Annotated in this window: 24 protein-coding genes; 12 read left to right on the top strand and 12 right to left on the bottom strand. The window is 71.5% G+C overall.

Going from position 1 to position 25,784, the window contains the following annotated elements; all coding sequences use genetic code 11:
• Positions 1-184: 184 nt before the first annotated feature.
• Together AQI70_RS37420 and AQI70_RS14705 are read left to right on the top strand one after the other, a co-directional pair.
• Positions 185-382, top strand: a complete 198-nt coding sequence (locus tag AQI70_RS37420; protein ID WP_079051302.1) for a DUF4236 domain-containing protein — start codon at positions 185-187, stop codon at positions 380-382.
• Positions 383-446: 64 nt separating this feature from the next.
• Entirely contained in the window at positions 447-1,976 is a 1,530-nt protein-coding gene (locus AQI70_RS14705; RefSeq protein WP_003997090.1) for a helix-turn-helix domain-containing protein, read from the top strand.
• 155 nt (positions 1,977-2,131) lie between these two features.
• On the opposite strand, the gene AQI70_RS14700 is transcribed toward AQI70_RS14705, so the two are convergent.
• Together AQI70_RS14700 and AQI70_RS14695 are read right to left on the bottom strand one after the other, a co-directional pair.
• On the bottom strand, positions 2,132-3,142 hold the full coding sequence (locus AQI70_RS14700; RefSeq protein WP_062148936.1) for a zinc-dependent alcohol dehydrogenase: 1,011 nt from the start codon (positions 3,140-3,142) through the stop codon (positions 2,132-2,134).
• Positions 3,135-3,575, bottom strand: a complete 441-nt coding sequence (locus AQI70_RS14695; RefSeq protein ID WP_062148933.1) for a tautomerase family protein — start codon at positions 3,573-3,575, stop codon at positions 3,135-3,137. Before AQI70_RS14695 ends, AQI70_RS14700 begins: the two co-directional genes overlap by 8 nt.
• A gap of 177 nt (positions 3,576-3,752) precedes the next feature.
• Here AQI70_RS14695 and AQI70_RS14690 point away from each other — a divergent pair, with 177 nt between their 5' ends.
• Positions 3,753-4,337 (top strand): TetR/AcrR family transcriptional regulator, encoded by a 585-nt coding sequence (locus AQI70_RS14690; protein ID WP_062148930.1) that lies wholly within the window; start codon positions 3,753-3,755, stop codon positions 4,335-4,337.
• Between the two features lie 30 nt (positions 4,338-4,367).
• Here AQI70_RS14690 and AQI70_RS39795 read toward each other — a convergent pair whose 3' ends face one another.
• Positions 4,368-4,754: a tautomerase enzyme gene (locus AQI70_RS39795; protein WP_244181633.1), complete on the bottom strand. Its 387-nt coding sequence runs from the start codon at positions 4,752-4,754 to the stop codon at positions 4,368-4,370.
• Positions 4,755-4,937: 183 nt separating this feature from the next.
• The gene (locus AQI70_RS14680; RefSeq protein ID WP_062148924.1) at positions 4,938-5,393 is read right to left on the bottom strand and encodes a DUF6299 family protein; all 456 of its coding nucleotides are present in this window, start codon (positions 5,391-5,393) and stop codon (positions 4,938-4,940) included.
• Positions 5,394-5,630: 237 nt separating this feature from the next.
• Between AQI70_RS14680 and AQI70_RS14675 the strand changes: the two genes are divergently transcribed.
• Positions 5,631-5,825, top strand: coding sequence for a DUF5999 family protein (locus tag AQI70_RS14675; protein WP_062148921.1), 195 nt, complete (start codon positions 5,631-5,633; stop codon positions 5,823-5,825).
• 28 nt (positions 5,826-5,853) lie between these two features.
• On the opposite strand, the gene AQI70_RS14670 is transcribed toward AQI70_RS14675, so the two are convergent.
• Both AQI70_RS14670 and AQI70_RS14665 read right to left on the bottom strand, forming a co-directional pair.
• A complete protein-coding gene (locus AQI70_RS14670) occupies positions 5,854-6,252 on the bottom strand; it encodes a RidA family protein (RefSeq protein WP_062148920.1) in 399 nt (132 codons plus the stop codon).
• On the bottom strand, positions 6,249-7,424 hold the full coding sequence (locus tag AQI70_RS14665; RefSeq protein WP_062148917.1) for an acyl-CoA dehydrogenase family protein: 1,176 nt from the start codon (positions 7,422-7,424) through the stop codon (positions 6,249-6,251). Before AQI70_RS14665 ends, AQI70_RS14670 begins: the two co-directional genes overlap by 4 nt.
• Before the next feature lie 112 nt (positions 7,425-7,536).
• On the opposite strand from AQI70_RS14665, the gene AQI70_RS14660 reads away from it, so the two are divergent.
• Positions 7,537-9,246 (top strand): AMP-binding protein, encoded by a 1,710-nt coding sequence (locus AQI70_RS14660; protein WP_208607375.1) that lies wholly within the window; start codon positions 7,537-7,539, stop codon positions 9,244-9,246.
• A 15-nt stretch (positions 9,247-9,261) separates the two neighbouring features.
• Entirely contained in the window at positions 9,262-10,074 is an 813-nt protein-coding gene (locus tag AQI70_RS14655; protein ID WP_062148914.1) for a PaaX family transcriptional regulator, read from the top strand.
• Positions 10,075-10,206: 132 nt separating this feature from the next.
• Here AQI70_RS14655 and AQI70_RS14650 read toward each other — a convergent pair whose 3' ends face one another.
• Entirely contained in the window at positions 10,207-12,600 is a 2,394-nt protein-coding gene (locus AQI70_RS14650) for a bifunctional salicylyl-CoA 5-hydroxylase/oxidoreductase (protein ID WP_079051300.1), read from the bottom strand.
• Positions 12,601-12,603: 3 nt separating this feature from the next.
• Positions 12,604-13,431: an enoyl-CoA hydratase family protein gene (locus AQI70_RS14645; protein WP_062148911.1), complete on the bottom strand. Its 828-nt coding sequence runs from the start codon at positions 13,429-13,431 to the stop codon at positions 12,604-12,606.
• Positions 13,432-13,751: 320 nt separating this feature from the next.
• On the opposite strand from AQI70_RS14645, the gene AQI70_RS14640 reads away from it, so the two are divergent.
• Positions 13,752-14,204 carry an ATP-binding protein gene (locus AQI70_RS14640; RefSeq protein WP_062148908.1) on the top strand — a complete coding sequence of 151 codons (453 nt, stop codon included), beginning with the start codon at positions 13,752-13,754 and terminating at the stop codon, positions 14,202-14,204.
• A 31-nt stretch (positions 14,205-14,235) separates the two neighbouring features.
• Here AQI70_RS14640 and argF read toward each other — a convergent pair whose 3' ends face one another.
• Entirely contained in the window at positions 14,236-15,243 is a 1,008-nt protein-coding gene (gene argF, locus AQI70_RS14635) for an ornithine carbamoyltransferase (RefSeq protein ID WP_062148905.1), read from the bottom strand.
• Between the two features lie 146 nt (positions 15,244-15,389).
• Positions 15,390-16,613: an arginine deiminase gene (locus tag AQI70_RS14630; RefSeq protein ID WP_062148902.1), complete on the bottom strand. Its 1,224-nt coding sequence runs from the start codon at positions 16,611-16,613 to the stop codon at positions 15,390-15,392.
• 127 nt (positions 16,614-16,740) lie between these two features.
• Here AQI70_RS14630 and AQI70_RS14625 point away from each other — a divergent pair, with 127 nt between their 5' ends.
• Positions 16,741-17,811, top strand: a complete 1,071-nt coding sequence (locus tag AQI70_RS14625) for an SPFH domain-containing protein (protein ID WP_062148899.1) — start codon at positions 16,741-16,743, stop codon at positions 17,809-17,811.
• Entirely contained in the window at positions 17,808-18,707 is a 900-nt protein-coding gene (locus AQI70_RS14620; protein WP_062148896.1) for a diacylglycerol kinase catalytic domain-containing protein, read from the top strand. Before AQI70_RS14625 ends, AQI70_RS14620 begins: the two co-directional genes overlap by 4 nt.
• A 16-nt stretch (positions 18,708-18,723) precedes the next feature.
• On the opposite strand, the gene AQI70_RS14615 is transcribed toward AQI70_RS14620, so the two are convergent.
• Together AQI70_RS14615 and AQI70_RS14610 are read right to left on the bottom strand one after the other, a co-directional pair.
• Positions 18,724-21,300: a polynucleotide kinase-phosphatase gene (locus AQI70_RS14615; protein ID WP_062148893.1), complete on the bottom strand. Its 2,577-nt coding sequence runs from the start codon at positions 21,298-21,300 to the stop codon at positions 18,724-18,726.
• The gene (locus AQI70_RS14610) at positions 21,297-22,766 is read right to left on the bottom strand and encodes a 3' terminal RNA ribose 2'-O-methyltransferase Hen1 (RefSeq protein WP_062148890.1); all 1,470 of its coding nucleotides are present in this window, start codon (positions 22,764-22,766) and stop codon (positions 21,297-21,299) included. Before AQI70_RS14610 ends, AQI70_RS14615 begins: the two co-directional genes overlap by 4 nt.
• Before the next feature lie 385 nt (positions 22,767-23,151).
• On the opposite strand from AQI70_RS14610, the gene AQI70_RS14605 reads away from it, so the two are divergent.
• The 3 genes from AQI70_RS14605 to AQI70_RS14600 all read left to right on the top strand — a co-directional run bounded on the left by AQI70_RS14605 (position 23,152) and on the right by AQI70_RS14600 (position 25,710).
• Entirely contained in the window at positions 23,152-23,979 is an 828-nt protein-coding gene (locus tag AQI70_RS14605) for a cupin domain-containing protein (RefSeq protein WP_244181632.1), read from the top strand.
• A 129-nt stretch (positions 23,980-24,108) separates the two neighbouring features.
• On the top strand, positions 24,109-24,243 hold the full coding sequence (locus AQI70_RS38515; RefSeq protein ID WP_107116988.1) for a YM-216391 family RiPP peptide: 135 nt from the start codon (positions 24,109-24,111) through the stop codon (positions 24,241-24,243).
• Positions 24,244-24,309: 66 nt separating this feature from the next.
• Entirely contained in the window at positions 24,310-25,710 is a 1,401-nt protein-coding gene (locus AQI70_RS14600; RefSeq protein WP_159042661.1) for a YcaO-like family protein, read from the top strand.
• Positions 25,711-25,784 lie beyond the last annotated feature (74 nt).

Raw genomic sequence — 25,784 nt, 5'->3', positions numbered from 1 at the left:
GCACCCCGAGGGGACGGACCACCGGAAATGGCCGGCTCGACGCGTTGACGTCGAGCCGGCCATTTCCGGTCCCGCTCCCAGCTCCTCACCGTCACCTTCGAGGAACCTGTCGAGTCCGGCCATCAGTTCGCCGAGTCGGGGTAACCGGCACATACGCTCCACCGGTCCATGAAGGGAGGCGCGCATGCCCCTCACATTCCGCAAGAGTTTCCAAATCCTTCCCGGCGTACGGCTGAACATCAACCGGCGCTCCTGGTCCCTCACCACCGGCGGCAGGAACGGGCCGCGACACACCCACAGCAGCACTGGACGTCGTACGACATCGGTGGATTTGCCCGGACCTTTCGGGTGGCGGCGTACCCGTACCGCCAGGCGGCGTTGACGGTCTGTCACCCGAATGGACCCCCTGGGATGTGCCATCTCATATCTGAGATAGCCTCAACCCCATGGCAGACGACTACCTCGTACGTATCGGCAAGCTCATCCGTGACGCCCGGCAACACCGTGGCTGGACACAGGCGCAGCTCGCCGAGGCGCTCGGCACCTCACAGAGCGCCGTCAATCGCATCGAGCGCGGCAACCAGAACATCAGCCTTGAGATGATCGCCCGGATCGGTGAGGCCCTGGACAGCGAGATCGTGTCCCTGGGGTACGCCGGCCCGATGCATCTGAGGGTTGTCGGCGGACGTCGGCTGTCCGGTTCCATCGACGTCAAGACCAGCAAGAACGCCTGCGTGGCCCTGCTGTGCGCCTCACTGCTCAACAAGGGGCGCACGGTGCTGCGCCGCGTCGCCCGCATCGAGGAGGTCTACCGGCTTCTGGAGGTGCTGAACTCCATCGGTGTACGCACCCGGTGGATCAACGACGGCGTCGACCTGGAGATCGTGCCGCCGGCCGAGCTGGACATGGGCGCGATCGACGCGGAGGCCGCCGTACGCACGCGGTCCATCATCATGTTCCTCGGCCCGCTGCTGCACCGGATGGACCGCTTCAAGCTGCCGTACGCCGGCGGCTGCGACCTCGGCACACGGACCATCGAGCCGCACATGATCGCGCTGCGCCGGTTCGGCCTGGACGTCGCGGCGACCGAGGGGCAGTACCACGCCGTGGTGGACCCCGCCGTACGCCCCGACCGCCCGATCGTGCTGACCGAGCGCGGCGACACGGTGACCGAGAACGCGCTGCTGGCCGCCGCGCGGCACGACGGCGTCACGGTCATCCGCAACGCCTCCTCCAACTACATGGTCCAGGACCTCTGCTTCTTCCTGGAGGCGCTCGGCGTCAGGGTCGAGGGCATCGGCACCACCACGCTCACCGTGCACGGCGTGCCGACCATCGACGTCGACGTCGACTACTCGCCCTCCGAGGACCCGGTCGAGGCGATGAGCCTGCTGGCCGCCGCCGTCGTCACCGAGTCGGAGCTGACGGTGTGCCGGGTGCCGATCGAGTTCCTGGAGATCGAGCTGGCGGTCCTGGAGGAGATGGGCCTCGACCACGACCGCACGCCCGAGTACTTCGCGGACAACGGCCGTACCCGGCTGGTGGACCTCACCGTCCGGCCCTCCAAGCTGGAGGCGCCGATCGACAAGATCCACCCGATGCCGTTCCCCGGCCTGAACATCGACAACGTCCCCTTCTTCGCGGCCATCGCGGCCTCCGCGCAGGGCAAGACGCTGATCCACGACTGGGTCTACGACAACCGCGCGATCTACCTCACCGACCTGAACCGGCTGGGCGGCCGCCTCCAACTCCTCGACCCGCACCGCGTACTGGTCGAGGGACCGACCCGCTGGCGCGCCGCCGAGATGATGTGCCCGCCCGCCCTGCGGCCCGCCGTGGTCGTCCTGCTGGCGATGATGGCGGCGGAGGGCACGTCCGTGCTGCGGAACGTGTATGTCATCAACCGGGGTTACGAGGATCTCGCCGAGCGGCTCAACTCGATCGGAGCGCAGATCGAGACGTTCCGCGACATCTGAGCACCCTTCGAAGGAACGCCGCCGCACCCTGCCGACCCGCTTGACCACAGGCCGGAAGGAGGTGCGGCGGCGTCGCGCTGTCGACGTCAGCGCGGACCAGCAGGCCAGCGGCCTGGTCATTGGTCTTCCAGAGGGGCGGCGAGGTCCGGGGGTGTTCAGGCGTCGGGCCGGACGAAGACGGGCTTGAGGTGCTTTTCCGGCAGTGCGGTCGGCAGGTCGTCCCAGTCGATGACGTGGGAGACGACCTTCTCGGGTGCGACCTTGCCGGAGGCGGCGAGTGCGAGGGCGTCGGGGATGTGGGCACGGACGTTGTCGCGGGCGACGCGCAGGGTGACGCCGGTGAGGTACATGTCGAGCAAGGGCAGCTCGCCGGGGCGGAAGTGGTTGCCCGCGCTCTCGCAGACGCCTTCCGGGGCGAGGCGCTTGACCGCCAGGGCCAGCTGGTCGACCCGGCCGGTGGCCTCCACGGCGATGTCGAAGCCCTGCGGCACCGGTTCCAGGGCTTCGGCCGTGGAGGCGCCGCATCCCCGCGCGATCGCCCGGTGTTCGGGGTCGGGGTCGACGTAGAGGACCTCGGCGGCGCCGAGGGCGCGGGCGATGTCGCACACGTACAGGCCGATGCTGCCCCGGGCGACGACGAGGACCCGGGCTCCGGGGCGGGACTTGAGGTGGGGGGCGACCAGACGCCAGGACAGGGACCAGTTGTCGCTGGCCGAGGCCATGGCCACCGGGTCGAGGCCGGTGGGCAGCGGTACAAGCATGGCGTCGGCGTAGGGCACGCGGACCAGGTCGGAGAAGAGCCCGCCCCAGTCGCCGCCGATGGGTGCGCCGTACATCGCCATATAGGGCACGGTGGCGCAGTGCGCGGTCAGCCCGGCCCGGCAGCGGTCGCAGGTGCCGCAGTTGATGGACCAGGGGACCACGACCAGGTCGCCGGGGGCTACGGCGGTGACGGCGTCGCCTGTCTCGACGACCCGGGCCACGCATTCGTGACCGAGGGCGAAGGGCGGGTCGATGAAGCCGTGGCCCGCGAGGATCGCGGAGTCCACGTCACAGGGGGCGGCGGCCACCGGTGCGACGATCGCCTCCCGGTCGGACCGCAGCTTCGGGTCGGGTGCCTCGCGCCACTCCACGGCGCGCCGGGCGACATAGGTCAGTTCACGCATCGCTCGCGGCCTCCTTGGGCTGCTGAGCCAGGGCGACGAGGTCGGCGTAGCGGATGACCGAGCCGCCCGCGCCCCAGGTGCCGTCCGGCTGTTCGTGCACCAGCACCCACACCCGCAGAGCGTCCTGCGGGGTGAGGCCGGCCGCGGACAGCACCGTATTCGTCGCCTCCTCGACCAGGCCCGCCTTGCGGCGCTCGGACAGGGCGCCCTGCGGGACGGTGACCTCCACCAGGAAGCGCGGGGCGTCGTCCTCGGCGGTGGTCTGGGCGCCCTCGGGCAGCTCGACCAGGTAGCTCCAGGCCTGGGCGCGGAAGAACGCCGTGTCGGGCGCTCCTTCCCAGCGCAGCAGTGCGGCGGCCAGGTCGCGTTGCACACTGCTGCGGCCCTGCTCGGTCAGGGCGCCGGCCGGGGCGGTGAGCCGGATCATCGGCATGGGCGTGCCTCTCTCTTCGGTTCGTCTTCGGGCCGTCGTCGGGCCGTCGTCGGGCCGTCGTCGGTCCCTCTTCCGTTCGTCCTTCGACGGCACTGGTCTATGACGGTCGTTATAAGTGGCGGTCAGGCTAGACTATGACGGCCGTTATAGCCAGTGGGGTCAGAAGGGATCGCGTACGTGACCGAGTCCAGCCCGACGGCGCGCGAGCGGATCGTGGCGGGCGCCGCCGACATGATCAGCCGGCGTGGCCTGAACGCGACGAGCATCCGCGAGACGGCCAAGCACGCCCGGGCGCCGCTCGGCTCGACGTACCACTACTTCCCGGACGGCAAGCAGCAGTTGGCGACGGAAGCCGTCCGGTACACGGGCGAGTGGGTCGCGCGCAGCCTGCGCAAGGAGCTGGAGGCGGGTCCGGTCGCCGGGCTGCAGGCCTTCCTCGCCCTGTGGCGCGGGATCGTGGTCGACAGCGACTTCCGGGCCGGCTGTCCGGTCCTCGCCGTCTCCATCGAGGAACCTCCCACCGACGAGACGCCCACCGCCCTGGCGGCCGCCGCCGAGGTCTTCGCCAAGTGGGAGAGCCTGCTGGCCGACTCCCTGTGCGAACACGGCGCCGAGCCCCAGCAGGCCGCACAGCTCGCGACGCTCATCGTCGCGGCCGTCGAGGGCACCGTGGCCATGTGCCGCGCCCAGCGCAGCGCCCAGCCCCTCGACCACACCGCCGAGCAGTTGCAGGCGCTCATCCTCGCCGCGACCAAGACCTGACCGCAGCCGGCCTTCGGGGCTCCGAAGGCCTCAGCCGCCCAGCGCGGCGCGGACGGCCTTGGCCCTCTCCGCCGTGAAGACCCCGCTCTCAAGGAGCGGCAGGACGGACAGCACGCCGCCGGACGCCCCCCAGCTGCCCTCGTCGATCACCCGGAAGTTGACCCACCACGTGGGCGACGGCTTCTCCAGCCCACAGGCCGCCGCCAGCGCGGCCAGGACGCGCTCGATGACCTCGGCCCGCACGTCCGGCTGCCAGGCGGCGTCCATGACCGCGAGGTCGATCACCATCACGTCGAGCTCCTGCCCGGCGTCCGCCAGCAGCCGTCCGCCGATGGCCATCATGTCCCGGTCGCGCTCGACGAAGTGCACCTGGAAGCCGACGCGGGCGGCCGGAGCGGGCTGCCCCACTTCGGGCACAAGAACGGCGTCCGTCAGCGTCTCGGCCGAGGAGCCTCTTCGGGCAGGCGCAGTCGGAGATCACTGCGCACCAGCCTCTGCAATGGCGCTCGACCAGCCGAAGGTGTAGCTCACGGCGGCCAAGCGCGGCGCCGCGCTCCCCCGGTCGGCAGGAGCGCGGCGCCTTCGTGCGGTCGGATGCCGTCACGCCTTCGCGAGGGTGACCTCCTGCGTCTCCACCGCGTGGAAGCGGGGCAGCGGCAGGCCCCCCACGGGCTGCAGTTCCACGATGCTGACCTCGACGTTCGCCTTGCCGCGCTTGAGGGTGGTCGGGGAGTACGTGCTGGTGTTCTCCCAGCGGTGCACCTTGCCGTCGCACACGGCCATGGTGCCGCCGATGCCGTACCGGACGTTGGAGGCCTTCTGGCCGACGGAGGAGCTCACGAACGCCAGTCCCGTGCTGTCGACGCAGCGGTAGGTGCCGGAGAGGGTGACGGTGCCGTCCGAGGTGATACGGCCGATGGAGTCGACGGTCACGGTCTCCTTCGGGTCGGCGGCGGCCGAGGAGTCGGCGTGGACCGAGGGCGCGGCGGCCAGCAGGAGCATGGCGGCGCCTGCGGCGGCGGCCAGAGCGGGTCGTAGAGCGGGGCGCTGGGGCATGGATGACCTCCCGGATGAGCGGAGTGGGGCCCTCCACTGGTACCCGGCCGGTGTGCTCATGGGTGTGATAGTCACCCCTTCGGTGGCGAGTCCGCCCCGAGCGTCGTGGATCGGTCAGCGTGTTGTCCGCGTGTTGTCACGGTTCATGACGGGCCGTTCCGATGAGTTCGCGGCGGGAGGATGGTCTACCCATATGGACGACCCACACGGCTCGTCCGCCCGATGTGGAGGTGCGCCATGTGTTCCCACCGGCCTTCGTGCTCGTCCTCCGACAGCCCCCTCCCCCATGTGGTGGCCGCCCACCCCGAGCAGGGCTGGAGCCTGCTCTGCAACGGGGCGATCGTGTTCGACGACAGCGGTGAGCTCCTGCCCGACGGCAGTGTCGTCGCACCGCACCGGGTGCCGGCCGAGCGACTCGCCATGGCCGCGTGAACGGGACCACCCTCGGTACGGCAGAGCCCTACGGCAGTACGGCGAAGCCGTCGAGCTCCACCATCGCCTGTTCGTCCCAGAGGCGTACGACCTCGACGACCGCCATCGCCGGGTAGTCCCGCCCCGCCAACCGCCGCCAGATGCGGCCGAGTTCGGCGGCCCGGGTACGGTACGCGGCCACATCGGTGGCGTAGACGGTGACCCGGGCGAGGTCGGCCGGTGTACCGCCGGCCGCCGCCAGGGCGGTCAGCAGATTCGCGAGGGCCCGCTCGAACTGCTCCTGGAGTGTCTCCCCGACCACCTTGCCGTCGGTGTCGAGCGCGGTCTGCCCCGCCAGGAAGACGACGCGTGAGCCGGTGGCGACGACCGCGTGGGAGAAGCCGGTGGGCGGGGACAGGGTGGGCGGATTGACACGTTCGGCGGTCACCGGAGGGCCTCCGCGTACAACTCCTTGGCGATGATCCCGCGTTGGACTTCGCTCGCCCCCTCGTAGACGCGCGGCGCCCGGACCTCACGGTAGAGGTGTTCCAGGAGGTGGCCGCGGCGCAGGGCGCGGGCGCCGTGCAGTTGGACGGCCTGGTCGACGACGTACTGCGCGGTCTCGGTGGCGAGCAGTTTCGCCATCGCGGCGCGCTTGGGTACGTCCCGGGCGCCTTCGTCGTACGCCGTCGCCGCCGCGTAGACCATGAGCCGGGCCGCCTCCGTGCGCAGGGCCATCTCGGCGACCTGGTGGGCGACGGTCTGGAGGTCCTTCAACTTGCCGCCGAACGCGTCCCGTCGGGCGGTGTGGGCGAGGGTCGCGTCCAGGGCCGCCCGGGCCATGCCGACGGCGAAGGCGCCGACGCTGGGGCGGAAGAGGTTGAGGGTGCCCATCGCCACGCGGAAGCCTCGCTCGGGCTCGCCCAGGACGTCGTCGGCGGTGACGGGTACGGCGTCGAAGGTGAGGGTGCCGATGGGGTGCGGGGAGAGCATGTCGAGGCCCGCTCCGGTGAGGCCGGAGCGGTCGGCGGGGACCAGGAAGGCGGTGACGCCACGGGCGCCGGCGCCGGGGGTGGTGCGGGCGAAGACGGTGTAGAAGTCGGCCTCGGGGGCGTTGGAGATCCAGCACTTCTCGCCGGTGAGGCGCCAGCGGGCGGGGCCGTCGGGTTCGGCGGCCAGTGCGGCGGCCGGCGATACTCCCGAACGCGAGGTGTCCCGGTCCGCCCGCAGCTCCAGGGCCGCCGCGTCCGACCCGGCCCCGGGCTCGCTCAGCGCGAAGGCCGCCACCGCGCTCCCCTCGGCCACCCGGGGCAGCCAGCGCTCCCGCTGTGCGGGCGTGCCGTACGCGTGGACCGGATGGGCGCCCAGGCCCTGCAGGGCGAGCGCGGTCTCCGCCTCCGTGCAGGCGTACGCCAGGGACTCCCGCATCAGGCACAGGTCGACCGCCCCGGAGGTGAACAGCCGCTCCAGCAGGCCCAGTCGGCCGAGCTCGGCGACGAGCGGGCGGTTGACGTGCCCCGGTTCGCCCTTCTCGGCGAGCGGGCGCAGCCGTTCGGCGGCCAGGGCACGCAGTTCGGCACACCATGCGGTTTGCGCCGGATCGAGCGAGAATGCGGGCATTGCCGACCTCCCTGCGGAACCGTCCGCGACGGACCCTCTCGACAGACCTTCCCGATGACCTTTTCGACGGACCTTTTCGACGGACCTCCTCGACGGTATCGCGCACCATTGACTGCCGTCACCAAGACGATACGCTCCCTGTGCGAGCCCACCACGACGCCCACACGGCAGCCCACGAGGCACCCACAAGGCAAGGGGGCGAACCGCCATGGCCGGTCTGCACCGCTCCGCCCACGTAGACACCTTCGCCCGCGAGCACCTGCCCCCGCCCGACCTGTGGCCCGAGCTCCGCTTCGACCTTGCGGAGCTGCGCTACCCCGATCGGCTCAACGCCGCCGCCGAGCTGCTCGCCGGCCCGCCCGACGAGCGGCCCGTGTTCCACACCCCGTCCGGCGCCACCTGGACGTACGGCACACTGCGCACCCGCGTCGACCGGATCGCACATGTGCTCACCGACCACCTCGACGTCGTCCCGGGCAACCGGGTGCTGCTGCGTGGTCCGACCACACCCTGGCTGGCCGCCTGCTGGCTGGCGGTGCTGAAGGCGGGCGCGGTGGCCGTCACCGTGCTGGCCCAGCAGCGGCCGCACGAGCTGCGGACCATGTGCGAGATCGCCCGGGTGCGCCACGCGCTGTGCGACGTGCGGGCCGTCGACGACCTCGCCAAGGCCGAGATACCCGGGCTGGGGATCACGACGTACGGCGGTGACGCCCCCGACGACCTGCTGCGCCGCCCGGCGCCCGACACGCCGTACCCCGCCGCGGACACCGCGGCCGACGACGTCGCGCTCATCGCCTTCACCTCCGGCACCACCGGACGGCCCAAGGGCTGTATGCACTTCCACCGGGATGTGCTCGCGATAGCAGACACCTTCTCGAAGCATGTGCTGCAACCACATGTGGGCGATGTCTTCGCCGGCAGCCCCCCGCTCGGCTTCACCTTCGGCCTCGGCGGGCTCGTCGTCTTCCCGATGCGGGCCGGCGCCAGCGCGCTGCTCCTGGAACAGGCCGGTCCGAAACAGCTGTTGCCCGCGATCGGCGAACAGCGCGTGTCCGTGCTGTTCACCGCGCCGACGGCGTACCGGGCGATGCTCGACGAGCTGGACGGCCACGACATCTCCTCCCTGCGCCGCTGCGTCTCGGCGGGCGAGAACCTGCCCGCCGCCACCTGGCAGGCCTGGCACGAGCGGACCGGGCTGCGCATCATCAACGGCATCGGCGCCACCGAACTGCTGCACATCTTCATCTCGGCGGCCGACGAGCGCATCAGGCCCGGGACGACGGGCGTACCGGTACCGGGGTGGCACGCGCGCGTGGTCGACGCGGAGGGCCGGGAGCAGCCCGACGGGGAGCCGGGGCTGCTCGCCGTGCGCGGGCCGGTCGGCTGCCGCTATCTCGCCGACCCCCGGCAGCGCGAGTACGTGCGCGACGGCTGGAACATCACCGGCGACACCTACGTCCGGGAGAGTGACGGCTACTTCCGCTACGTCGCCCGCGCGGACGACATGATCATCTCGGCCGGTTACAACATCGCGGGCCCGGAGGTCGAGGAGGCGCTGCTGCGCCATCCGGACGTGCTGGAGACGGCGGTGGTGGGGCGGGCCGACGAGGCGCGCGGGCAGGTCGTGGTGGCATACGCGGTGCTCAGGCAGGGTGCGCGACGGGACGCGGAGGCGCTGCGCGCGTTCGTCAAGGCGGAGCTGGCGCCGTACAAGTGTCCGCGCGAGATCGTCTTCCTGGACGCGCTGCCGCGCACCGCGACCGGCAAGCTGCAGAGGTTCAGGCTGCGCGACGGTGGTGACCCGGCGGGTGACCGGGAGTGATCCGTACGACCTAAGATGATCAACGTGTCCGACCAGCATGCACCACGGTCTCTCATCGTCACGCTCTACGGCGCCTACGGCCGCCACATGCCCGGCCCGGTGCCGGTCGCCGAGCTGATCAGACTCCTGGCCGCGGTCGGCGTGGACGCACCCTCGGTACGTTCGTCGGTGTCCCGGCTGAAGCGGCGCGGGCTGCTGCTGCCGGCCCGCACGGCGCAGGGCGCGGCCGGGTACGAGCTGTCACCGGACGCCCGGCAGCTGCTCGACGACGGCGACCGGCGCATCTACCGCACCGCGCCGCCCGAGGACGAGGGCTGGGTGCTCGCGGTGTTCTCGGTGCCGGAGTCGGAGCGGCAGAAGCGGCATGTGCTGCGCTCCCGGCTGGCCGGGCTCGGCTTCGGGACGGCGGCTCCCGGCGTGTGGATCGCTCCGGCGCGGCTCTACGAGGAGGCCAGGCACACCCTGCAGCGGCTGCGTCTGGAGGAGTACGTGGACTTCTTCCGCGGCGAGCACCTCGGCTTCGCGCCGACCGCCGAGGCCGTCGCCCGCTGGTGGGACCTGGCCGCGATCGCAAAGGAGCACGAGGAGTACCTCGACCGGCACGCGCGCGTGCTGCGCGACTGGGAGCGACGGGAGGACACCCCGCCCGAGGAGGCCTACCGGGACTACCTGCTCGCCCTGGACTCCTGGCGTCACCTCCCCTACACCGACCCGGGCCTGCCCGCCCGGCTGCTGCCCGAGGGCTGGCCGGGCGCCCGCTCGGCAGCCGTCTTCCGGGGGCTGCACGAACGCTTGCGGGACGCGGGGGCAGAGTTCGCGGGCCTGTGACCGAAGCGCCCGCCCTGCGCGACTCACCCGACCCTCGGGGCTGGTTTCCGAGGTGCGCCGGGTACGCGCTGCCGGCGGAGCGCGGGCCGGTGTGGATGCGGTGACCAGGGGCTCGGCGACGACGACCAGTCCTCAACTGCCGAGCGTCAAGCGGGGCTTCGGGGCGTCCGTGCGTCCGGTCTGCGGGCGTCGGCTGCCCGCCCGGTACGGGGCCGGCCAGACGACGCCCGGACCCTCGTAGCCCTGCTCGGCCGCCGCGTGCAGCGTCCAGTGCGGGTCGTAGAGATGAGGGCGGGCGAGGGCGCACAGGTCGGTGCGGCCCGCCAGGATCAGGGAGTTGACGTCGTCCCAGGAGGAGATCGCGCCGACCGCGATCACTGGGAGGCCGGTCGTGTGACGGATCCGGTCCGCGTACGGCGTCTGGTACGACCGCCCGAACTCCGGCTCCTCGTCGGCCACGACCTGCCCGGTCGAGACGTCGATCGCGTCGGCGCCGTGCGCGGCGAAGGCGCGGGCGATCTCGACGGCGTCCTCGGCGGTCGTGCCGCCCTCGGCCCAGTCGGTAGCGGAGATACGGACGGTCATGGGCCGTTCCTCGGGCCATACGCCCCGGACGGCGTCGAAGACCTCCAGCGGGAAGCGGAGCCGCTTTTCGAGGGATCCGCCGTAGGCGTCGGTGCGGCGGTTGGTCAGCGGGGAGAGGAAGCCGGAGAGCAGATAGCCGTGCGCGCAGTGCAGTTCCAGCAGGTCGAATCCGGCGCGGGCGGCGCGCCAGGCGGCTGCCGTGAACTGCTCGCGAATGTCGGTGAGTTGGGCGCGGCTGAGCTCGCGCGGGGTCTGGCTGTACGGCTTGTAGGGGATCGGGGAGGCGGCCACGAGCGGCCAGTTGCCGTCCTCCAGGGGCTCGTCGATGCCTTCCCACATCAGTTTGGTCGAGCCCTTGCGCCCGCTGTGCCCGAGCTGCACGCCGATCGCGGTGCCGGGTGCCTGTGCGTGCACGAACTGGACGATCCGCTTCCATGCCTCGGCCTGTTTGCCGGTGTAGAGGCCGGCGCAGCCGGGGGTGATGCGTCCCTCCGGGCTGACGCACACCATCTCCGTCATCACCAGGCCGGCGCCGCCCAGGGCGCGGGCGCCGAGGTGGACGAGGTGGAAGTCGCCGGGGACGCCGTCCGTGGCCGAGTACATGTCCATCGGGGACACGACGACGCGGTTGCGCAGGGTCAGGCCGCGCAGCCGGAACGGGGTGAACATCGGGGGCGTGCCGGGCGGGCAGCCGAAGTCGCGCTCCACGGCCTCGGTGAAGCGGGCGTCACGCAGGCGCAGGTTGTCGTGGGTGACGCGGCGGCTGCGGGTGAGCAGGTTGAAGGCGAACTGGCGGGGCGGCTGGCCGAGGTAGAGGCCGAGGTTCTCGAACCACTCCAGGCTGGCCCGGGCGGCGCGCTGGGTGGAGGCGACGACCGGCTTGCGCTCCTCCTCGTAGGCGCTCAGCGCGCTTGCGACATCGGGCTGTTCCTCCAGGCAGGCGGCGAGCGCGAGGGCGTCCTCGACGGCGAGCTTGGTGCCGGAGCCGATGGAGAAGTGGGCGGTGTGGGCGGCGTCGCCGAGCAGGACGACGTTGCCGTGCGACCAGCGTTCGTTGACGACGGTGCGGAAGGTGGTCCACGCCGACTTGTTGGACTTCAGCGGCCGTCCGCCGAGAGCGTCGGCGAAGATCTTGGCGCAGCGTGCGATCGACTCCTGCTCGTCGAGTTCGTCGAACCCGGCCGCCTGCCACACCTCCTCGCGCATCTCGACGATGACGGTGGAGGCGTCGGCCGCGTAGGGGTAGCCGTGCAGTTGCATCACGCCGTGCTCGGTCTCGGCGATCTCGAAGCGGAAGGCGTCGAAGGCGAAGTCGGCGGCCAGCCAGATGTAGCGGCAGTGGTGGGTGGCCACATGGGGGCGGAACACATGGGCGTAGGCCTCACGGGTGGTGCTGTGCACACCGTCGGCGGCGATGACCAGGTCGTATGTCTCCGCCAGCCTGGCGGGGTAAGGGGCCTCGGAGCGGAAGCGGAGCTCTACGCCGAGGGCGTGGCAGCGGTCGTGCAGGATCTGCAGGAGGCGCTTCCTGCCGAGGGCGGCGAAGCCGTGGCCTCCGGAGGTGTGGCGGGTGTTGCGGTGGACGATGTCGATGTCGTCCCAGCGGATGAAGTCCTTCTGGAGGGCCTCGTAGACGACCGGGTCCGCGTGTTCGATGCCGCCGAGGGTTTCGTCGGAGAGGACCACTCCGAAGCCGAAGGTGTCGTCGGGGGCGTTGCGTTCCCAGACGGTGACTTCGCGTGTGGGGTCGAGGCGTTTGAGCAGTGCTGCGGCGTAGAGGCCGCCGGGGCCGCCGCCGACGACGGCGACTCGTAGGGGACGGCTGGTCGTCGTCGGCGACTGCGGCCTTGTGGGGGCTGGTCGCGCCCGCGCGGCGGTAGCCGCAAATTCAGCACAGGCCCGCGCCCCTGAGGTGGGTGCGGTTCCCTCGGCCGAGAGCATCCCCTACCTCCCTCGCCATTTCGGTGGACGCTTCTCCGAGAATGCCGCGTGGAATTCCGCGTAGTCCTCACCGTTCATCAGGAGGGCCTGAGTCGAGGCGTCCATTTCCACCGCCGCCGCCAGTGGCATGTCCAGCTCGGCCGTCAGGAGCGCTTTCGTCTGGGCGTACGCCAAGGCCGGACCCTCGGCCAGGCGGCGGGCGAGCGCCCCCGCGGCCTCATCCACCCTTCCCTCCTCCGTCAGTTCGCTGATCAGCCCGATCCGCTCGGCCTCGGGAGCGCGTACCGGCTCGCCCAGCATCAGCAGCCGGGTCGCGTGCCCGAGCCCGACGACCCTCGGCAGCAGATACGCGGCACCCATGTCGCCGCCCGACAGGCCGACCCGGGTGAAGAGGAAGGCGAAGCGGGCGGTGGGGTCGGCCACCCGGAAGTCGGCCGCGAGCGCCAGTACGGCCCCGGCTCCCGCCGCCACCCCGTGCACCGCCGCGATCACCGGGAACGGACACTCCCGCACGGCCCGCACGACCTGCCCGGTCATCCGGTTGAAGTCGAGGAGCTGGGCGGTGTCCATGGACAGGGTCGCGCCGATGATCTCGTCGACGTCGCCGCCGGAGCAGAAGCCGCGGCCCTCGCCGGCCAGCACCAGGGCCCGCACCGCCTTCTCCCGGGACAGCTCGGCGAGCAGATCGCGCAGGTCGGCGTAGGCGCCGAAGGTGAGCGCGTTGAGTTTCTCGGGGCGGGCGAGGGTGACGGTGGCGACGCCGTCGGCGTGCTCGACCCGCAGATGCTTCCAGTCGGGGGTGCGGGCGGCGGAGCCGGTGAAGGGACTCATGACGTGCGGCCTCCTCGGGCGGACGGCGGGCACTGCCTCACTGAGCTCTGCCCCTACTGAGCTCTACCCCTCGAAGTTATCACCTAACTTTGACTGTCGTCATGAGTACGCAATAGGCCGACGGGGTATGACCTTGTCCGGTCACATCCGTCACGGCTCCTCGACACCCGCGTAACGGCGGGATCGGCGGGGCGCGGCCGACCGTTCACCCGGGTAAGCCGCCCAGCAGTCGGGGCCGTCGGTCCCGAACGGTGCCCGTCGGACATCGCCGCCGGGTGGCGCCGTACCATTCAACAGGTTGAAAGCAGGACTGCCTGCTCATGAACGGACCCACCTTGCAAGATCGCTCCGCTGCCTCCGCCTCCTGGCGCATCGCACTGCCGCACACCACCGCGGCCGTGCCCGTCGCGCGCGCACTGGTCCGTACGGCGCTGGCCGAGCTGGAGCATGCCGCCGACAGCGACACCGCGGAGCTGCTGACGGCGGAGCTGGTGGCGAACGCCGTGGAGCACACCACGGGCGACGCCCCCATAGAGCTCGTGGTGGAGCTGCTGCCGTCCGGCTGCCAGGTCGAGGTGCACGACCCGGACCCGGCACCGCCCGGCAATCTGACCCGGCCGCTCGCGGGTGAGCCCGATCCCTGGCAGGAGCACGGCCGCGGCCTGCTTCTGATCCGCGCCCTGAGCTCGTCCTGCGGCCACCGCCCCACCGGCTCCGGCAAGGCGGTGTGGTTCCGGCTGCCGACCGTACCGGCTCAGCGGCGGCCACTGTGACGACCCGGACGGCGCTGCCCCACCGGCGCGCTCAGGCGAGCGTCGCCACCAGAACGGCCTTGATCGTGTGCATCCGGTTCTCCGCCTCGTCGAAGACCACCGAGTGCGCCGACTCGAACACCTCGTCGGTCACCTCCAGCGACTCCAGACCATGGCTGTCGAAGATCTCCCGCCCGACCTTCGTGCCGAGGTCATGGAACGCGGGCAGGCAGTGCAGGAACTTGACGTCGGGATTGCCCGTGGCCCGCAGTACATCCATGGTCACGGCGTAAGAGCCGAGCGCGGCGATCCGCTCGTCCCAGACCTCCTTGGGCTCCCCCATGGAGACCCACACATCGGTGGCGACGAAGTCGGCCCCCCGCACGCCCTCGCCGACGTCCTCGGTGAGCGTGATGACGGCGCCGCTGCCCTCCGCCAGCTCGCGGGCCCGGGCGACGACCTCGTCACCCGGCCAGTACTCCTTGGGCGCGACGATGCGCACGTCCATGCCGAGCAGGGCGCCGGTGACCAGGTAGGAGTTGCCCATGTTGAAACGGGCGTCGCCGAGGTAGGCGAAGGCGATCTCCTTGACGGGCTTGCTCGTGTGCTCGGTCATGGTGAGCACATCGGCGAGCATCTGGGTGGGGTGCCAGTCGTCGGTGAGGCCGTTGTAGACGGGCACGCCGGCGTACTGCGCCAGCTCCTCCACCTTGGCCTGGCTGTCCCCGCGGTACTCGATCGCGTCGTACATCCGGCCCAGCACGCGCGCGGTGTCCTTCACGGACTCCTTGTGCCCGATCTGCGAGCCGGACGGGTCGAGGTACGTCGTCGAGGCGCCCTGGTCGGCGGCCGCGACCTCGAACGCGCAGCGGGTGCGCGTCGAGGTCTTCTCGAAGATCAGCGCGATGTTCCTGCCCCGCAGGTACTGGGTCTCGGTCCCGGCCTTCTTGGCGGCCTTCAGCTCGGCGGCCAGCTCGACCAGCCCGAGGAACTGCTGCTCGGTGAAGTCGAGCTCCTTGAGGAAGTGGCGGCCGGCGAGGGCGGTCGGGACTGTCGCCATGGGGGGCGCTCCAGAGGTGCGAGAACAGGGAACTCTGGAAGTCTATACGAGCTTCAGAATTTCTATACGGCCCCGCGTTCGACCCGAGCGGTTCGACCCGAGCGGTTCGACCCGTGCGGCTCGACCCGTGCGGTTCGACCCTGCGGCTACACGGGCTCCCGTTCGACCGGACAGCTCATACAGCGCGGCCCGCCCCTCCCCCGCCCCAGCTCGCTGCCCGGGATCTCGATCACCTCGATGCCCTGCTTGCGCAGATGCGTGTTGGTGGTGGAGTTGCGCTCGTAGGCGACGACGACCCCCGGCTCGACGGCCAGCACATTGCAGCCGTCGTCCCACTGCTCGCGTTCGGCCGAGTGGACGTCCTGGGTCGCGGTCAGGACGCGGATCTCGCTGAGGCCCAGGGCGGCGGCGATCGCGCGGTGCATGTGCTCCGGCGGATGGTCGGTGACCTTCAGCTCCTTGTCGCCGGCGCCCGGTTCGATGGTGTACGAGCGGAGCATGCCGAGCCCGGCGTACTGGGTGAAGACATCGCCGTCGACCATCGTCATCACGGTGTCGAGGTGCATGAGGGCGCGCCGCTTGGGCATGTCGAGCGCCACGATGGTCTGCGCCGACCCGGCGGCGAACAGCTTGTGGGCGAGCATCTCGACGGCCTGGGGGGTGGTCCGCTCACTCATCCCGATGAGGACCGCGCCGTTGCCGATCACCAGCACGTCCCCGCCCTCGATGGTGGAGGGGTAGTCGGCCTGCCCCTCGGACCAGACGTGGAACGTTTCCTCACGGAAGAGGGGATGGTGCCGGTAGATCGCCTCGAAGTGGACCGTCTCGCGCTGCCGCGCCGGCCAGCGCATGGCGTTGACGGAGACGCCGTCGTAGATCCAGGCGGAGGTGTCCCGGGTGAAGAGGTGGTTGGGCAGGGGGGCCAGCAGGAAGTCGTCCAACTCCATGACATGGAAGCGCACGGAGATCGGCTCGGGGTGCGCCTCCAGGAACTCCCGCTTGGTCATCCCGCCGACCAGGGCCTCGGCCAGTTCGCGTGAGGGCAGGCCCTCGAAGGCCGCACGGAGGTGGTCGGTGGCGAGCACCCCGTACTCCTTCTCGTCGAAGACCCGGTCGAGGACGAGCTTCCTGGCCGCCGGGATCTCCAGGGCCTCGGTGAGCAGCTCGCCGAAGAGGTGGACGGTGACCCCGCGGTCGCGCAGCACGTCGGCGAACCCGTCGTGCTCGGCGCGCGCCCGGCGCACCCACAGCACGTCGTCGAAGAGCAGGGCGTCCTTGTTGCTGGGGGTGAGCCTTTTGAGCTCGAGATCCGGCCGGTGCAGGATGACGCGGCGCAGCCGCCCGGCCTCGGAGTCGACATGGAATCCCATGTCTCCATCCTGACCATCGGGAGCCGCCTTCACCCCCTGCTTGCCCCCTTCTTCTTTTCGTCCCCTTGACGACAACCAGGACGCCTGCTTATCGTCTACATGACGAAAAAGAGGGGGCTGCATCTCCATGGCCGACATCACCCGGCGCCTCGGCCGGCGCCATCTGCGCGCCGCGCCCACGGCCCACATCCGCCACCACCGCGCCGGAAAGCTGCTGCACGACGGCCCCGGCCTGAGCTTCTGGTTCCGGGCCCTGACCGCAGCGCTCTCCGAAGTTCCGGTCGACGACCGGGAGTTGGCGATGACCTTCCATGCCCGTACGTCCGACTTCCAGGACGTGGCCGTCCAGGCGACGGTCACCTACCGGATCAGCGACCCGGCGGTGGCCGCGACGCGGCTGGACTTCTCCATCGACCCGGACACCGGCGCTTGGCGGGGCACCCCGCTGGAGCAGCTGGGGACGCTTCTGACGGAGTCGGCACAGCAGCACGCGCTGGACGTCCTGGCCCGTACGCCCCTGTCGGCGGCGCTGGTCGACGGGGTCGCGGCGGTGCGGGAGCGGATCACGGCGGGCCTGGCCGAGGAGCCCCGGATCCCGGCGACCGGCATCGAGGTGGTCGCCGTACGCGTCGTAGCCCTGCGGCCGGAACCGGAGGTGGAGCGGGCACTGCGCACCCCGGCCCGCGAGCAGATCCAGCAGGAGGCCGACCGGGCGACCTACGAGCGGCGCGCGGTCGCCGTCGAGCGGGAACGCGCGATCGCCGAGAACGAACTGGCCAGCCAGATCGAACTCGCCCGCCGCGAGGAGCAGTTGGTGGAGCAGCGGGGGACGAACGCGCGGCGTGAGGCCGAGGAGCATGCCGCGGCCGACGCGGTGCGGGCCGAGGCGGAAGCCGCGCGGACGGTACGGCTGGCCGAGGCGGAGGCCGCGCGGACGGTGCGGCTCACGCAGGCGGAGGCCACCCGGTCCGTACGGCTGGCCCGCGCCGAGGCCGAGGGGGCGCGTGAGGTCGGTGAAGCGCGGGCGCGGGCGCAGGCGGCCTGGCTGCGGGTGCACGCGGAGGTGGACGTGGCGACGCTGCACGCGCTCGCCGGGACAAAGGTCGCCGAGAACCTGCCGCGGATCGACAGCGTGACGGTGTCGCCGGACGTGCTGACCGGGTTGCTGGCCAGGCTCGGTGGACAGGGGCCGGCGTGAGCCTCGCTCCCCGGGTCGTCCTCGTCCACCGCACCACGGAGTACGAGGAGTTGGTCGCCCGGCACGGCACGCACGGCCAGGCCGCCTTCTTCCTCTCCTCCCGTGGCCGGGACATCGAGGAGGTCGCGGAACGGCACCGCCGCACCGGACGGGCGCTCGCCGAGGTCGCCTCGGCCGTGCCGGTGACGTGGCGTCAGGCGCGGGTCGAGCGAGCCGACCTGGACCGCTTCCTGTTCGCCCCGGAGGACGTCGTGGTCGTGGTCGGGCAGGACGGGCTGGTGGCGAACACCGCCAAGTACCTCGCCGGACAGCCGGTGCTCGGCATCGACACCGACCCCGGCCGCAACCCGGGCGTCCTGGTGCGGCACCGCCCGCAGGACGCCGCCGAGTTGCTCGTGGCCACGCAGTCCGGAAGGGGCGACTTCGACGAACTCACCATGGTCGAGGCCGTCGCCGACGACACACAGCGCCTGGTGGCGCTCAACGAGATCTACCTGGGCGCCGTCGGACACCAGACGGCCAGATACCGCCTGGGCCTGGAGGACGACGGGGGTGTCGTCGAGGCCCAGGCCTCGTCCGGGGTGCTCATCGGCACCGGGACGGGGGCGACCGGCTGGATCCGGTCGGTGTGGCAGGAGCGGGGCAGCGGCCTTCCGCTGCCCCGCCCCACCGAGGACCGTCTGCTGTGGTACGTCCGCGAGGCCTGGCCGTCCCCGGCCACCGGTACCTCACTGGTGGCCGGGGAGCTCACCACCGCGACCCGGCTGCGCCTCACCGTCGAGTCGGAGCGGCTCGTCGCCTTCGGGGACGGCATGGAGACGGACGCGGTCGAGCTGACCTGGGGGCAGACGGTCCGGGTGGGCGTGTGCGCTCAGCGGCTGCGGCTGGCCGGCTGAAACCGCGCCTCCCGGATCACAGCCGCGGGTCCACCGGCTCCGACTCCAGGGCCAGCACCCCGAACACGGCCTCGTGCACCCGCCACAGCGGCTCGCCCTCGGCCAGGCGGTCCAGGGCCTCCAGACCGAGCGCGTACTCGCGGATCGCGAGGGAGCGCTTGTGGTTGAGGAACCGCTGCCGCAGCCGGGCCAGGTTGTCCGGGCGGGTGTACTCCGGACCGTAGATGATCCGCAGGTACTCCCGGCCCCGGCACTTGATGCCGGGCTGCACCAGACGGCCCTCGCCACTGCGCACCACCGCGCCGAGCGGCTTGACGACCATGCCCTCGCCGCCCCGGCCGGTCATCTCCAGCCACCAGTCCACGCCGGCCCGCACCGACTCCGGGTCACCGGTGTCGACGTACAGCCGTCGGGTGGTCTGGAGCAGGCCGGTGCCGTCGTGCTCCACCAGCCGGTCGAGGAGCGCGAGCTGCTCGTCGTGCGGGAGTGCGGCGAGGCTGCGGCCCTGGACCGCCAGGAACTGGAAGGGGGCCAGGCGTACGCCGTCCAGGCCGTCCGTGGTCCAGCAGTAGCGCCGGTACGCCTCCGTGAACGCGGCCGCGTCCGAGGCCCGTTCGCGCTGGCGCGTCAGCAGGTCCGAGACGTCGATGCCGCGTGCCGCCGCGCCCTCCAGCGCGGCCAGCGCACCCGGGAACACCGCGCCGGAGGCGGCGCCGACCGCCGCGTACTGCGAGCGCAGCAGGCCCGACGCCTTCAGCGACCACGGCATCAGCTCGGCGTCGAGCAGCAGCCAGTCGGTCTCCAGTTCCTCCCACAGCCCCGCAGCGGTCGCCGCGGCCCGGACCCGCTCCAGGATCGTCTCCGTCACCGACTCGTCGTCGAAGAACGGGCGCCCGGTGCGGGTGTAGAGGGAGCCGGTCGGGCCTCCCCCACTCTCGGCTTCGCTCGAGCGGGAGGTACCCCCAACACCGAAGCGCCTGCGCGCTGCCTCCGCGTCGCGGCACACCAGGGCCACGGCCCGCGAACCCATGTGCTTCTCCTCGCACACGACCCGCTCGACGCCGTCCTCCTTGTACTGCGCGAAGGCCTCCGCGGGGTGTTCGAGGTAGCCCTCGATGTGGCTGGTCGCCGTCGGCGCCATCGTCGGCGGGAGGTACGGCAGCAGGCGCGGGTCGACCGCGAAGCGGCTCATGACCTCCAGGGCCGCCGCCGCGTTCTCCTCACGGATCGAGACGCGGCCCTGGTGCCGGGTCTCGACGACCCTGCGCCCATGGACGTCCGCCAGGTCGAGCGGGCGGCCGTCGTGTCCGCCGGGCGCCTCCGTCCGCAGCGGCTTCGTCGGCTCGTACCAGACCTGCTCCGCCGGTACGTCGACCAGTTCCCGCTCCGGCCAGCGCAGCGCGGTCAGCTTGCCGCCGAAGACGGCGCCGGTGTCCAGGCAGATGGTGTTGTTCAGCCAGGTGGCCTCCGGGACCGGAGTGTGGCCGTACACCACGGCCGCCCGGCCCCGGTAGTCCTCCGCCCACGGGTAGCGCACCGGCAGCCCGAACTCGTCGGTCTCCCCGGTGGTGTCGCCGTACAGCGCGTGCGAGCGGACCCGGCCGGAGGTGCGGCCGTGGTACTTCTCCGGCAGACCGGCGTGGCAGACCACCAGCCGGCCGCCGTCGAGGACGTAGTGGCTGACCAGCCCGTCGATGAACTCCCGCACCTGCGCGCGGAACTCCTCGCTCTCGCCCTCCATCTGCTCGATGGTCTCGGCGAGTCCGTGCGTGTGCTGGACCTTGCGGCCCTTGAGGTAACGCCCGTACTTGTTCTCGTGGTTGCCCGGCACGCACAGCGCGTTGCCCGACTTCACCATCGACATCACGCGGCGCAGCACGCCGGGACTGTCCGGGCCGCGGTCGACGAGGTCGCCGACGAAGACGGCCGTACGGCCCTCGGGGTGGACGCCGTCGACGTAGCCCAGCTTGCCGAGCAGCGACTCCAGTTCGGCGGAGCAGCCGTGGATGTCGCCGATGATGTCGAAGGGGCCGGTGAGGTGGGTCAGGTCGTTGAAGCGCTTCTCGGTGACGACGGTGGCGTTCTCGATGTCGTCCACGCCCCGCAGGACGTGCACCTTGCGGAAGCCCTCGCGCTCCAGGTGACGCAGCGACCGGCGCAGTTCACGGGTGTGCCGCTGGATGACCCGGCGCGGCATGTCGGCCCGGTCGGTGCGGGCCGCGTTGCGCTCGGCGCAGACCTCCTCGGGGACGTCGAGCACGATGGCTATCGGCAGCACGTCGTACTTCTTGGCCAGGTCGATCAGCTGCCGCCGGGCGTCCTGCTGCAAGCTGGTGGCGTCGACGACCGTACGGCGGCCGGCGGCCAGGCGCTTGCCCGCGATGTAGTGCAGGACGTCGAAGGCGTCCCTCGTCGCGCTCTGGTCGTTCTCGTCGTCGGAGACGAGGCCGCGGCAGAAGTCGGAGGAGATGACCTCGGTGGGCTTGAAGTGCCTGCGGGCGAAGGTGGACTTGCCGGAGCCGGAGGCGCCGATCAGGACGACGAGGGAGAGGTCGGTGACGGGCAGGACACGCCCGTTCGCTGCCTGAGTCATGCGGCCTTCGCCTCCTTCTCGTCGTTGACCTTCATGCCGAACACGGCCATCTGGGTGGGCGGACCCACCTGCGGGTCATCGGGTCCCACGGGTACGAACTCCACCTCGTACCCGTGCCGTTCGGCCACCGCCCGCGCCCATGCGCGGAACTCGTCGCGGGTCCACTCGAAGCGGTGGTCGCCGTGCCGGACGTGTCCGGCCGGGAGGCTCTCCCAGCGGACGTTGTACTCGACGTTCGGGGTCGTCACGAGGACGGTCCTCGGGCGGGCCGAACCGAAGACGGCGTACTCCAGGGCGGGCAGCCGCGGCAGGTCGAGGTGCTCGATGACCTCGCTGAGCACGGCGGCGTCGTAGCCCTTGAGCCGGTTGTCGGTGTAGGCGAGGGAGCCCTGGAAGAGCTTCACGCGCGAGGCCTGCCGCTCGCCCATCCGGTCCAGCTTCAGCCGCCGCCCGGCGATGGTGAGCGCCCGCATCGACACGTCCACGCCCACGATCTCGGTGAACGCCGGGTCCTTGAGCAGGGTCTGCACCAACTGGCCCTGACCGCAGCCGAGATCGAGCACGCGCCCGGCACCGGACGCCCTGAGCGCGGCCAGGATCGCGTCCCGGCGCTGCACGGCGAGCGGGGTCGGCTTCTCCTCGGCCTCGCTCTCGGCCTCGACGGCGTTGTCGATCTCCTCGACCTCGCTGTCGTCGGCCTCCGCGAGCCGCACCAGCTCCAGTCGCTCCATCGCCTCCCGGGTCAGCGACCAGCGGCGCGACAGATACCGGCTGGTGATGAGCTTGTGCTCCGGGTGGTCCGGCAGCCAGCCCTCACCGGCCCGCAGCAGCTTGTCGACCTCGTCGGAGGCGACCCAGTAGTGCTTGGCGTCGTCGAGGACGGGCAGCAGGACGTACAGATGGCGCAGGGCCTCGGCGAGGGTCAGCGTGTCCGACGCGAGGACGAGACGGACGTACCGCGAGTCGCCCCACTCCGGGAACCGCACGTCCAGCGGCACGGGCTCGGCGGTCACCGCCCAGCCGAGCGGCTCGAAGAGGCGTCGTACCAGTTCCGGGCCGCCCCGGGCGGGCAGCGCGGGTATCTCGATGCGCAGCGGCAGCGGCTGGGCGGCGCGCTCCGGCCGGGCGTTGCACACGCCGCGCATCGCGCTGGAGAAGACGCCGCTCAGCGCCACGGCCAGCAGCGAGGAGGCCGCGTACGGGCGGTCGTTGACGTACTGCGCGAGGGCCGCGTCGGGGGCGCCGCCCCGGCCCTTGCCCTTGCCGCGCCGGACCAGTGCCACCGCGTCGACCTCCAGCAGCAGCGCCGCCGTGCAGCGCTCGGCGTCCGCCTCGGGGTAGAGGACGTGCGCCGTGCCGTAGGAGGTGGAGAACGCCTGGGCCTTCTCGGGGTGCTTGTGCAGCAGGAAGCCGAGATCGGTGGCCGGGCGGTCCGGTGTGCCGGTGGTACTGATCGTCAGGAACACGGTGGGTTGCCTCTGGATGTGGTCTGAGCTGCGGACACCACAACGTACAGCCAACCGTCCATACGTACGCACGCATTTTCCCGCGTGCGCCGACCCGGCCGGCATGTGCAGAAATAGACAACTGCTGCGCACGCGCCGTCAACGACTTCACTCCGGCGGCTGCGGCAATCTCCTGGACAGAAACCGAAAAGGACGGGCGGGGGCCAGGCAGATGGTGCAGCGCGGGGACAGGGCAGAGATACCCATGGCCGAGGAGGAAGCACGCGCGGTCAAGGGCGGGGCACTCTCCGTTCTCTTTCCCGGGGCCGGGGCGGAGGAAGTCCGGAAGGCCTTTGCGGAAGGCCGGCGGATCACCGGGAGCGGCGGACCGGAAATCCTCGACGGAATGAAGGATTCTGTGGCCTTCGAGGCCCGCGCCCTGGTTCAGCGCCATCCGCACGGCGTACGGCTGCATCTGACGCGTTCGGCGGACCGGTACCGGGCCGACATCGTCGTCGACGGCGGGCAGGGCGCCGCCTTCTTCGACGACGGGGTCTCGGTGAACCTGGAGGAGTTCGACCGGGTCTGCCCGGCGGCCGGCCTCTGGCTGGACGCGCTGGCCGAGGAGTTGGGCGTCCCGCGGCGGTTCCTGGGCTGCTCGGCGTTCGTGTCGCCGGTCGGCAGCGGGCTGCCGCTGCACTTCGACGACAAGGACGTGGTGGTCGTCCAGGTCAGCGGCGTCAAGCGGTGGCGGCTCGCCGACAACACCGGGCTGCGCTATCCCACCGCCAACTACGCCGCCGGCAGCCGTTATGTGTCCCGGGAGCTGGCCGGCTACTACCGGCCCGGTTCCCCCGGGACCGAGCCGCCGCGGCATCTCGACACCGTCGATCTGCGGCCCGGGGACGCCCTGTTCCTGCCCCGCGGCCACTGGCACGGCACCGAGGCCCACGAGCACACGCCCTCCGTGTCGCTGTCGTTCGGTATCGCGACTCCGTCATGGTCGGCGGTCTTCCTGGAGCGGCTCAGGCTCCGGCTGCTGACCGCCGACCACTGGCGGGCCCCGGCCGTCCGGCTGGACGCGAGCCACGGGCGGTTCGCGCCCGCGGATCTGGTCCGGCGGATGGACGGGGCGATCTCGGACCTGATGTCCGGTGAACTCGACCGGGCACTGGCCGGGGAAATCACGGCGGGCCGGGCACCGGACCCGGCCGCCGATGTCAGCGGTCGTTGAAGGCCGGAGGAAATCCCCCGGTCCTGCGGGCTGGTCGAGATTGCCAGTCGTCGAAGACCCGGGGAATCACCGGCAGTTGAGGACCGAGCCAATTGACCGGTCAGTGATGACCGGAGACGGGAGACAGAAATGTTCGAGAACACGACCGCCGAGATCGAGGAAGTCGACATCGAGGTCGGATTCATCATCGGGTCGACCTGCTGTTCCCTGGAGATGGAAGAGGACGACCTGGACGTCGCCGCCGAGGAGACCGAGGCCGTCTGACCGGTGAACCGGTAAGTCCTCGGTAATTCTCCGGCACACCACCGCACCCATGGAATGGAGTCCCGCATGACGGGGAGCACATTGCCCGGAACCGGACAGCGCGACCCCCGTCAAGGACCTCCGCAGGGCGCGGACGGCGCCTCGGGCAGCGCGTCGATGTCACCGCTGCCCGAGGCGCACCCTCTGCTCGACCGGATCATCCGCCGCGAGCGGGTCTTCGCCGCGGTGCCCCGGGTGCGCCGCGTCCCGGGCGATCCGGCTGTGTACAGCCACACCTGCCTGCCCGGCCCGGCCGTGGAACGGCTCGGCCGCTTCGGCCGGTACACCAAGTGCGGCGGCGCGGGCTTCGACCCCGCCGACAGCTGGATCGCGGCGGCGGCCGAGGGGCTGGAGCGCTTTTACGCCATCACCTACAGCACGACCGCGCCCTACCGGCGGGGGCGCTGGAGCGAGCACCCCGACGACTTCGCCGACCCGGCAAAGTGGGCTCCGTTCGCGCCGGAGCAGTACGCCGAACCCGGCTTTGCCTTCCGGCCGTTGACCGCCGAGAGCGACATCAGGTGGTACGAGGGCCAGGACCTGTTGACCGGACGGCAGCGGTGGCTCCCCGGCCCGGCCGTGTGCTTTCCCTACCTCCGGTCCCGGGACGAGGAGCGCGTCCTGCCGGCCGTCACCACGGGCCTCGCCTTCGGGCTCGGTCCCGAGCACGCCGCCCGCTCGGCGCTGTGGGAGGTGATCGAGCGGGACGCCCTGGTGCTCGCCTGGCACTGGCAGCTGCCCGTGCGCAGGATCGACACCACCGCCGGTCTCCCCCGCGAGCTGGCCCGGACCGCCGAACTCGACGACCGCTGCACCGTCGACGCCTACGACATCACCTCCGACCTCGGCGTCCCCGCCTGCCTGGTGATCCTGCGGGTGGCCGACGCCACCGGCCCGATCCTGGCCGCGGGCTCGGCCTGCCGGGGCAGCCTCCAGGCCGCCCTGCGCAAGGCTTTCCTGGAGGCCCTGCAAGGGGTGCCCTACGTACGGCATCTGCGCGCCACCCTCGCCGAGGGGTGGACCTTCGGCGGGGACTTCGCCGAGGTGAGCTCCTTCGAACGCAGCGCGGCCTTCTACTCGTTGTTCCCGGACCAGCTGAAGGCCTGCCTCACGGCCCGCCCGGAGTTCCTCGACGTCGTCGGAGCGCCCGTCCGCGTCGAGGCCCACCCCGAGCCGACGGCGACCCTCGGCCTCGACGAGACCCTGAAGGCGCTCGACGAGCGGGGGCACCGCGCCTACGCCGTCGACATGAGTCCGCAGGCCCTGCGTGCCGACGGCTGTGCCGTCGTCCGGGTCGTCGTGCCCGGCCTGTACGGCCTCGAAGGCGCCCACCGCTTCCGCAGCGCCCATCGCGCCCGCGCCGAGGCCGTGGCCGCGCTGTCGGGCACCACGCCCGACCCCCACCCCTTCCCGCACCCCCTGCCCTGACTACGTACCAGGCCCGCACCCCCTGCCCTGACCACGACCCGGCCCGCACCCCCGGCCCTGACCACGACCCGGCC

Origin of the sequence: Streptomyces curacoi, assembly GCF_001513975.1 — a bacterium.
In the GTDB taxonomy this organism is placed as follows: Bacteria; Actinomycetota; Actinomycetes; order Streptomycetales; family Streptomycetaceae; genus Streptomyces; species Streptomyces curacoi.
The sequence above is the reverse complement of the archived record's forward strand: the minus strand, read 5'-3'. Positions and strand labels throughout refer to the sequence as shown.

What these genes read in the sequence shown, in the direction of transcription:
- AQI70_RS37420 (WP_079051302.1), top strand. Translation starts at nt 185, where the DNA reads ATGCCCCTCACATTCCGCAAGAGTTTCCAAATCCTTCCCGGCGTACGG.
- AQI70_RS14705 (WP_003997090.1), top strand. Translation starts at nt 447, where the DNA reads ATGGCAGACGACTACCTCGTACGTATCGGCAAGCTCATCCGTGACGCC.
- AQI70_RS14700 (WP_062148936.1), bottom strand. Translation starts at nt 3,142, where the DNA reads ATGCGTGAACTGACCTATGTCGCCCGGCGCGCCGTGGAGTGGCGCGAG.
- AQI70_RS14695 (WP_062148933.1), bottom strand. Translation starts at nt 3,575, where the DNA reads ATGCCGATGATCCGGCTCACCGCCCCGGCCGGCGCCCTGACCGAGCAG.
- AQI70_RS14680 (WP_062148924.1), bottom strand. Translation starts at nt 5,393, where the DNA reads ATGCCCCAGCGCCCCGCTCTACGACCCGCTCTGGCCGCCGCCGCAGGC.
- AQI70_RS14675 (WP_062148921.1), top strand. Translation starts at nt 5,631, where the DNA reads ATGTGTTCCCACCGGCCTTCGTGCTCGTCCTCCGACAGCCCCCTCCCC.
- AQI70_RS14665 (WP_062148917.1), bottom strand. Translation starts at nt 7,424, where the DNA reads ATGCCCGCATTCTCGCTCGATCCGGCGCAAACCGCATGGTGTGCCGAA.
- AQI70_RS14655 (WP_062148914.1), top strand. Translation starts at nt 9,262, where the DNA reads ATGATCAACGTGTCCGACCAGCATGCACCACGGTCTCTCATCGTCACG.
- AQI70_RS14650 (WP_079051300.1), bottom strand. Translation starts at nt 12,600, where the DNA reads ATGCTCTCGGCCGAGGGAACCGCACCCACCTCAGGGGCGCGGGCCTGT.
- AQI70_RS14645 (WP_062148911.1), bottom strand. Translation starts at nt 13,431, where the DNA reads ATGAGTCCCTTCACCGGCTCCGCCGCCCGCACCCCCGACTGGAAGCAT.
- AQI70_RS14640 (WP_062148908.1), top strand. Translation starts at nt 13,752, where the DNA reads ATGAACGGACCCACCTTGCAAGATCGCTCCGCTGCCTCCGCCTCCTGG.
- argF (WP_062148905.1), bottom strand. Translation starts at nt 15,243, where the DNA reads ATGGCGACAGTCCCGACCGCCCTCGCCGGCCGCCACTTCCTCAAGGAG.
- AQI70_RS14630 (WP_062148902.1), bottom strand. Translation starts at nt 16,613, where the DNA reads ATGGGATTCCATGTCGACTCCGAGGCCGGGCGGCTGCGCCGCGTCATC.
- AQI70_RS14625 (WP_062148899.1), top strand. Translation starts at nt 16,741, where the DNA reads ATGGCCGACATCACCCGGCGCCTCGGCCGGCGCCATCTGCGCGCCGCG.
- AQI70_RS14615 (WP_062148893.1), bottom strand. Translation starts at nt 21,300, where the DNA reads ATGACTCAGGCAGCGAACGGGCGTGTCCTGCCCGTCACCGACCTCTCC.
- AQI70_RS14605 (WP_244181632.1), top strand. Translation starts at nt 23,152, where the DNA reads ATGAAGGATTCTGTGGCCTTCGAGGCCCGCGCCCTGGTTCAGCGCCAT.
- AQI70_RS38515 (WP_107116988.1), top strand. Translation starts at nt 24,109, where the DNA reads ATGTTCGAGAACACGACCGCCGAGATCGAGGAAGTCGACATCGAGGTC.
- AQI70_RS14600 (WP_159042661.1), top strand. Translation starts at nt 24,310, where the DNA reads ATGACGGGGAGCACATTGCCCGGAACCGGACAGCGCGACCCCCGTCAA.